This is a genomic window from Rhodopseudomonas sp. B29 (assembly GCF_000333455.1).
Lineage (GTDB): Bacteria > Pseudomonadota > Alphaproteobacteria > Rhizobiales > Xanthobacteraceae > Rhodopseudomonas.
This window is the reverse complement of record NZ_BADD01000319.1, coordinates 1-7,732: the sequence shown is the minus strand read 5'-3', so window position 1 is coordinate 7,732 and position 7,732 is coordinate 1. Positions and strand designations below refer to the sequence as shown.

The window sequence follows — 7,732 nt, the reverse complement described above, 5'->3', positions numbered from 1 at the left end:
CGCTCGGCGCGCTGATCATCGCGCTCGGCCTGTTGGTCGACGATGCCATGATCGCCGTCGAGATGATGGTGGCTCGACTGGAGGTCGGGGATTCGTTGTCGAAGGCAGCGACTTATGTTTACACGTCGACGGCCTTCCCGATGCTCACCGGCACGCTCGTCACCGTGGCTGGCTTCATTCCGATCGGCCTCAACAACAGCGCCGCCGGCGAATTCACCTTCACGCTGTTCGTTGTCATCGCGGTGTCGCTTCTGACCTCGTGGATCGTCGCGGTGCTGTTCACGCCGCTACTCGGCGTCACCATCTTGCCCGACAAGATGAAGCACGCGCACGAGAGCCGGGGCTGGTTCTTCGCCGGCTTCAGCGGCGTGCTCGATTTCTGCATGCGCTGGCGCTGGCTGACCATCGGCCTGACACTGGCTGCGTTCGGGCTGTCGGTGTTCGGCATGCGCTTCGTGCAGCAGCAGTTCTTCCCCTCGTCCGACCGCAAGGAGTTGATCGTCGACTGGAATCTGCCGCAGAACGTGTCGATCGCCGAGACCAACGCGCAGATGGCTCAGTTCGAACGTGAAGCGCTGACCGGAAGGGCCGGCATCGATCATTGGTCGACCTATGTCGGGCGCGGTGCGCCGCGTTTCGTGCTGTCGTTCGACGTGCAACCCGACGACATCTCGTTCGGCCAGATCGTCATCGTGACCAAGAGCCTTGCCGACCGCGACCGCTTGCAGAAGGAGCTGCAGGCCTATCTGAAGAAGACCTTCCCGGGCACCGACGCGCTGGTGAAGCTGCTCGACATCGGTCCGCCAGTCGGTCGCCCCATCCAATATCGTGTCAGCGGTCCCGATATCGCCATGGTCCGCACCTATGCGCAGCAGCTCGCGGGCGTCATGGCCGGCAATTCGCACCTTGGCGATGTGGTTTTCGACTGGATGGAGCCAGCCCGTGTCATCAAGGTCGACGTGCTGCAGGACAAGGCGCGGCAGCTCGGCGTCACGTCGGAAGACATCGCCTCGACCCTCAACGGCATTCTCGACGGCACCTCGATCACGCAGGTGCGCGACGACATCTATCTGGTGAAAGTGTTAGGACGCGCCAATGCCGCCGAGCGCGGCTCGATCGAGACGTTGCGTAACTTGCAGCTCTCCGGCAGCGGTGGCCAGTCGGTGCCGCTGGCGGCTGTGGCGACGTTCCGCTACGAACTCGAACAGCCGACGATCTGGCGGCGATCGCGCCTGCCGACGATCACGCTGAAAGCCGGCGTCGCCGACGACACCCAGCCGGCCACGGTCGTCGAGCAACTCAAGCAGTCGATGGCGCAATTCTCGGCGAAGCTGCCGCCGGGCTATTCGGTCCAGGTCGGCGGCGCCGTGGAGGAGAGCGGCAAGTCGCAAGCCCCGATCATCGCCGTCGTGCCGATCATGCTGTTCGTGATGGCCACCGTGCTGATGATTCAGCTGCAAAGCTTCCAGCGACTGTTCCTGGTGTTCGCGGTGGCACCGCTGGCGCTGATCGGCGTGGTAGCGGCGCTGCTGCCGAGCCGCGCGCCGCTCGGCTTCGTCGCCATCCTCGGCGTGCTGGCGCTGATCGGCATCCTGATCAGAAATTCCGTGATCCTCATCGTGCAGATCGAACAGTTGCGCGCCGAAGGCCACAGCCCGTGGCGGGCGGTGGTCGAAGCCACCGAACATCGCATGCGGCCGATCCTGCTCACCGCGGCCGCCGCCAGCCTGGCGCTGATTCCGATCGCGCGCGAAGTGTTCTGGGGTCCGATGGCCTACGCGATGATGGGCGGCATCATCGTCGGAACGGTGCTGACGCTGTTGTTCCTCCCGGCGCTTTATGTCGCCTGGTTTCGTATCAAGACGCCCGAAGAAGGCAGTACGCCATGAGTCATTCGATCTCCGATCCAGATACAAAGCGATTGTGCCGCGGCGCCCGCGTGCAGATGAGTCCGCTCGGGCGCCAGCGGCATCCCAGCTATGGTGACCGCCAGGGCGTCATCGTCGGGCAGGGCTCGCCGAGCAGCTGGCGAGTGAAGTTCGACAACCGCAAGGTCGTTCAGGCGATCCATCAGGATTATCTCGAGAGATTGCCCGACCACGAGCAGACATCGTCGGGTCAAACTTCACCGGCCGAATGGCCGAACGCCGTATCGACCAACGCTTAGTCGTTGCGGGTCTTGTGGGGGTTAGTCATGCGTCGCGTTCCCGGCTCGCTACTTGTTCCAGTCCTGGCGGTGCTGACCCTGCTGCTCGCGGCCTGCGCCTCGCAGCCGCGCGTGCCGTATACGGCGGCCGAGGCCGCCGATGCGCGCGTGCTCGGCCGCACCGACCTGCGCCGCTATGCCGATGACCCTGCCTCGGCTTTCAAGGAAGACCGGCCGATTGCCGGCGCGCGGACTTATCTGGCGCTGTCCGGCGGCGGTGCCGATGGCGCTTACGGCGCTGGCGTTCTCAATGGCTGGACCGAGGCCGGCACCCGGCCGTCATTCTCCATCGTGTCGGGCGTCTCGACCGGCGCGCTGATCGCGCCGTTCGCGTTTCTCGGCTCACGTTACGACGACACGTTGCGCCAGCTCTACACCAGCGGCATCGCCGCGACCCTGCTGGAAGATCCAAACCCGCTGAATGCGATCTTCGGTTCCGGTCTGTTCGGCAATCAGCGCTTGCGCGAGCTCGTCGCGCACTATATCGACGCGCGCTTCGTCGACGAGGTCGCGGACGAGTATGCGCGCGGGCGGCTTCTGTTTGTCGTCACCACCAATCTCGACAATCAGCGCACGGTGATCTGGAATCTCGGAAAGATCGCGTCGCTGCACACGCCGGAAGGCGTCGAACTGTTCAGGAACGTCGTCGCTGCCTCGGCCAGCGTACCGGCGGTGTTTCCGCCGATCCTGCTCAACGCATCGGCGGATGGTGCGCAGTTTCAGGAGATGCATGTCGACGGCGGCGTGATGTCGCCGGTGCTGACGCTCCCCGAGTCCTTCCTGCTCCGCAATTCGTCATCGAAGTTCGGCGACGCCCTGCAGCTCTACATCCTGATGAACAACAAGATCGAACCTGAATTCCAGGTCGTTCCGGATCAGACCCTGGCGATTGCGGCACGGTCGTCGTCGAGCATGCTCAAGGCCCAGACCAGGTCGATCCTCTACAGCACCTATGCGTTCGCGCGGCGCAATCACTACGGCTTCAACCTGACCTATATCGAAAGCGATCGTCCGGCCTCGCCGGCCGGCTTCGACACTCCCTACATGCGCAGTCTGTATCAATACGGCTACGAGCGCGCCCGCAGCGGCCGCGCCTGGGCCAAGGCGCCGCCGGACGAGAAGCGGGCTGTCGTTCCGGTGGCGGACGTCGCCACCGGCGGCCGCGTCGCGCGCGCCAATTGATGGCGCCGCGGCGATGAATCAAGCGGCTGGCGATCAGCGCCAGCCGAGCGCCGGCGCGATATGCGTCAGGATCGCCTCGATGACGTGGGCGTTGTAGTCCACCCCGAGTTGGTTCGGCACGGTGAGCAGCAGCGTATCGGCTTCGGCGGTCGCCTCGTCAGCCTTGAGCTGCTCGATCAGCACATCCGGCTCGGCTGCGTAGCTGCGGCCGAAGATTGCGCGGGTCTGCTCGTCCAGATAACCGATCTGATCCTGCTGCTGGCGCTCGTGACCGAAATAAGCGCGGTCGCGCTCGTCGACCAGCGCGAAGATGCTGCGGCTGACCGAGACGCGCGGCGTCCGCGTGTGTCCGGCTTCTTTCCACGCCTCGCGATACGCGCGGATCTGCGCTGCCTGCTGCACGTGGAATGGCTCGCCGGTCTCGTCGTTCTTCAACGTCGAGCTTTGCAGATTCATTCCGAGCTTGGCCGCCCACACTGCGGTGGCGTTGGAGCCGGCGCCCCACCAGATACGATCGCGCAGGCCTTCGGAATGCGGCTCGAGCCGCAACAGGCCCGGCGGATTGGCGAACATCGGCCGCGGATTGGGCTCGGCGAATCCCTGGCCGCGCAACACATCGAGAAACACCTCGGCATGACGACGGCCCATGTCGGCGTCGCTTTGGCCTTCGCCCGGCTGATAACCGAAATAGCGCCAGCCATCGATCACCTGCTCGGGCGAGCCGCGGCTGATGCCGAGCTGCAGCCGGCCGCCGGCGATCAGATCGGCGGCGCCGGCGTCCTCGGCCATGTACAGCGGGTTCTCGTAGCGCATGTCGATCACCGCGGTGCCGATCTCGATGCGCTTGGTCTTGGCGCCGATTGCGGCGAGCAGCGGAAATGGCGAGGCGAGCTGGCGGGCGAAGTGATGGACCCGCACGTAAGCGCCATCGGCGCCGAGCTGCTCGGCGGCCTGGGCCAGATCGATGGATTGCAGCAGCGCGTCGGCGGCCGAGCGCGTGCCGGATTGCGGCGACGGCGACCAATGGCCGAACGAGAGAAAGCCGATTTTCTTCATGCGGGGAGGGGCCTCTGAAATGTCAGGCCCCTAGATAGTGCGTTCCGCGCCGGCGAAAAGCCTCGGCTTCGCGCGCAAGCTATGCGCGCCGGCCGCCGGTGTCACGCGTGGCCGAGGTGGTCGACGACTTTGGCGAGTGTGTCTCTCACTTGGTCGCGGTCGGCGGTTGTCGTGTCGATGTACAGCCGCATTCCGGGCAACTCCTTGCGGATCACTTCGGTGGCCGGTGCCGCTTTCAGTCCGCGCACCGCATAGGCCCGCACCGGCTCGCCGAAGCCCTTCACGGTCAGCGCCGGGCGTTCTTCGGCTTCGATCACGTCGTTCACCAGCGACCAGGTGACGTGCGAGATCAGCACCGATCCGGGTTCGCAATTCTGCTCCAGCCGCGAGGTCAAATTCACGGCGCTGCCGATGATGGTGTAGTCCATGCGGTCGGGGCTGCCGAAATTGCCCACCGTGCAGTAGCCGGTATTGATGCCGATACGGACCTGGAACGGGCGATCGGCGCCGGCGTCCATCCATTCGGCCTCGAGCTGCGCCAGCTTCTGCTGCATCTCGATGGCCATCATCACGCAAGCAACCGCGTCTTCCTTGACGCCGCGGGTCTCGGGATCGCCGAAGAACGCCAGCACGGCGTCGCCGACATATTTGTCGATGGTGGCGCCGTGCTTGAGCGCGATCTGCGCCATCTCGGCCAGATAGCGATTGAGCATCGCGGTGAGATCTTCGGATTCCAGCTTGTCGGCGGTCGCGGTGAAGTTGACGATGTCGGACAAGAAGACCGTCAGCTTCTTGCGCTTGGAGGCGATCTCGGCGACCTGGTCGCCGCTGAAGATCGACGAGTACACCTGCGGCGACAGATACTTCGACAGCGCCGCCGAGAGCCCTTCGAGGCTGCGATTGCGCGTCTCCAGTTCTTCGGTGCGCTGCGTCACCATCTTGTCGAGATGTTCTTCGCGCGCCGCCACTTCGCTCGCCATGCTGGTGAAGACCCGCGCCAATTGCCCGAGCTCGTCGGGGCGATCAGCGACGCCGTGCAGCAGCGCCGGATCGAAGCGCTTCGATTCCACCGCCGCGGCGGCGCGGGTGATCTGGCGCAGTGGCGCGGCCTGATGGCGGGCGACGCCGATCGACAGCAGGATGCCGATGAACGCGATGACGGATGCGGTGGCGAGCGCGATCTCCGCTTGACGCTGCACCGTCGCCCACACGCGGTTCATCGGCAGCCGCACCAAGGCGGCGCCGATGACTTCGTGCTGATCATTGCGGACCGGCGCGATCACGCTGAGATTCTGCCGGCTCTCGACATGCCGCGTCTTGCCGTCGGCGATCACTTCGCGAACAGGCCCGAGCTCTTTGGCGTTCGGCCCCGACCGGTCTCCGGCTCCATAGACGCCGGGACCGACAAGCGCGTCGAGCTTGCGATCGAACACCCACACCGCGTCGATATCGCCGTCGGCCAGCAGGTTCTCGACGGTGCGCGGCAGGCCGACCTTCATGGTAAGTTCTTGCAGAAATTTCGCGCTGCGGCCGACCTGAATGATCCGCGGCTTGTCGATGCCGCCCACGCCGACATATTTGTACTGCTGATCGTCGATGTCGCGCTTGCGCGCCTCCTGATCAACGACCTTCTTCTTGCCGGTCAGCAGATCATAGAAGCTGTAAGCCTGCGGTTGCGCGCGCTTGGAGTCGCTGAAAGTGAAGTCGACGTTCGGCACGCTGTGCAGGTAGGCGTGGCCTTTCTCGTCGGTGATCCAGATCTCGTCCAGCGTGGTGTCGTCGGTGATCGACTTCAGCCGCCGGTTGATCTCGTCGGTCGATATTCCGGCCTTCTCGGCGGCTTCGACGAAGTGCGCCAGGATCGTGCCCTGCGCCGCCATCTCCTGAGCGATCAGTCCTTCGACCTCGGTCGGGATCGAGGTGGCGAGACTGGCACTGCGCGCCAGCAGCCGCGCCACCTTTTCACCCGATGCCTCGGCTTCGGTGATGATCGCACGCCGCGTCGTGAAGGTCAGGAACACCGCGGTGACGAGCGTCGCGCCGACCGTCAGAACGGTGACGAGGAGAACGAGGCGCGTGGTGAATTTCATGGAGAGGACCTGTACTTGCCGTCCAGTGGGGCGCGCGCGGCAGCCGCGAAGCGCTTTTCAGGAGCAACAGGGAGTAAGCTCGCGTGGCGACGAGCGAACTATCGTTTGGGATGGATTGTACTGTCAATCAATCTTGCATGAGATCGCGTGCCTCGCGCTCATTCATTCGAAGGAGTCGCAGCGTTGAGAAGATCGCACGATGGATGCGGCGCCGCCCCACCGCCGAAATGCACCTTCGACCTTCGACGCTGCAGATGCCGACGAACACCAGTGGTTAACAAGAGGTGCAAGCCGAACATCAGATCGAAACCCGGCATGTGCCGATTGGCGAAGTCACAGCGTCGAAGGGCGGTCCGCGGCGTAGTAAGCGATGAACATGTCGAGACCGCTGCGGACCAGAGCTCTGCTGTGTTCCGCGGACCCTGGTGACAAGGCAAGGGCGCTGTGAACTTCCATGTCGCCGCTGATGAGGAAGATGAATTGTTTGGCGGCGACTTCGATATCTGGGATCTTCAGTCGCCCCGCATCACAGAGCTTCTGCAGGAACGCAGCAGTGTCGCGGATTCCGGATCCTAGACCTTCCTCGAAGTAGATCTGCGCCAGACGAGGAAATCTGGTCGCTACTGGCAAGATGATCCGAAACAGGGCGGGCGCGTCGCTGGTGGTGAGGATGGACCGCAGCTGATCAGCCCATTTTTCAAGTTCGACCGTCCACGCTTCGGCGTCCGGATTCGGGCGATAGAGGCGGGCGCCGATCGACTGGCACTCGAACCGGATCAATGTTTCGAACAAATCCTCTTTGCTCTGGAAGTGCGCATACAGCGTTGCCTTCGACACTCCGGCTTGGCGCGCGATGGCATCCATCGACGACACGTCGAACCCAGACTCCATAAACACCACCCGCGCAGCCTCCAGGATTTGCTGGCCCTTGCGCCGCAACCGTTGGGGCACTTCGCCGGAACACATGACGGTCATCGCGGAGTTCTCAAATCGTACTGAACGGTTCGGTTCATATTGACTCCTCTAAAGGGACTGCGTAACGGTAAACTGAACTGTACGGTTTAGTTTCCAAATGTTGCAGGCGCCATGATTCTAAAGTCTAGCCACCGTATCGGTTTCCGTCCTTGGATGCGCACAGGGGCGGGAATGACGTCGATGCTCCTGCTGACAGGGTGCATGGTGGGCCCCGATTTCGTCC

Annotated in this window: 6 protein-coding genes; 3 read left to right on the top strand and 3 right to left on the bottom strand. The window is 63.8% G+C overall.

All coding sequences use genetic code 11. The features are described 5' to 3' along the window. The 3 genes from I5M_RS11710 to I5M_RS11700 form a co-directional block, all read left to right on the top strand. Nucleotides 1–1,889: efflux RND transporter permease subunit (locus I5M_RS11710; protein ID WP_022721579.1), on the top strand; the 1,889-nt coding region annotated here is incomplete at its 5' end. Further along, on the top strand, nt 1,886–2,167 hold the full coding sequence (locus tag I5M_RS11705; RefSeq protein WP_051048712.1) for a hypothetical protein: 282 nt from the start codon (nt 1,886–1,888) through the stop codon (nt 2,165–2,167). The genes I5M_RS11710 and I5M_RS11705, both read left to right, overlap by 4 nt. 27 nt (nt 2,168–2,194) lie before the next feature. Continuing rightward, a complete protein-coding gene (locus I5M_RS11700) occupies nt 2,195–3,388 on the top strand; it encodes a patatin-like phospholipase family protein (RefSeq protein ID WP_022721577.1) in 1,194 nt (397 codons plus the stop codon). 33 nt (nt 3,389–3,421) lie between these two features. Here I5M_RS11700 and I5M_RS11695 read toward each other — a convergent pair whose 3' ends face one another. From I5M_RS11695 to I5M_RS11685, 3 genes are all read right to left on the bottom strand, one after another. Further along, nucleotides 3,422–4,444, bottom strand: coding sequence for an LLM class flavin-dependent oxidoreductase (locus tag I5M_RS11695; RefSeq protein ID WP_022721576.1), 1,023 nt, complete (start codon nt 4,442–4,444; stop codon nt 3,422–3,424). Between the two features lie 101 nt (nt 4,445–4,545). Then, nucleotides 4,546–6,534 carry an adenylate/guanylate cyclase domain-containing protein gene (locus I5M_RS11690; RefSeq protein WP_022721575.1) on the bottom strand — a complete coding sequence of 663 codons (1,989 nt, stop codon included), beginning with the start codon at nt 6,532–6,534 and terminating at the stop codon, nt 4,546–4,548. A 333-nt stretch (nt 6,535–6,867) separates the two neighbouring features. Further along, on the bottom strand, nt 6,868–7,509 hold the full coding sequence (locus I5M_RS11685; protein ID WP_022721574.1) for a TetR/AcrR family transcriptional regulator: 642 nt from the start codon (nt 7,507–7,509) through the stop codon (nt 6,868–6,870). Nucleotides 7,510–7,732: the final 223 nt, after the last annotated feature.

What these genes read in the sequence shown, in the direction of transcription:
- I5M_RS11695 (WP_022721576.1), bottom strand. Translation starts at nt 4,444, where the DNA reads ATGAAGAAAATCGGCTTTCTCTCGTTCGGCCATTGGTCGCCGTCGCCG.
- I5M_RS11700 (WP_022721577.1), top strand. Translation starts at nt 2,195, where the DNA reads ATGCGTCGCGTTCCCGGCTCGCTACTTGTTCCAGTCCTGGCGGTGCTG.
- I5M_RS11705 (WP_051048712.1), top strand. Translation starts at nt 1,886, where the DNA reads ATGAGTCATTCGATCTCCGATCCAGATACAAAGCGATTGTGCCGCGGC.
- I5M_RS11690 (WP_022721575.1), bottom strand. Translation starts at nt 6,534, where the DNA reads ATGAAATTCACCACGCGCCTCGTTCTCCTCGTCACCGTTCTGACGGTC.
- I5M_RS11685 (WP_022721574.1), bottom strand. Translation starts at nt 7,509, where the DNA reads ATGACCGTCATGTGTTCCGGCGAAGTGCCCCAACGGTTGCGGCGCAAG.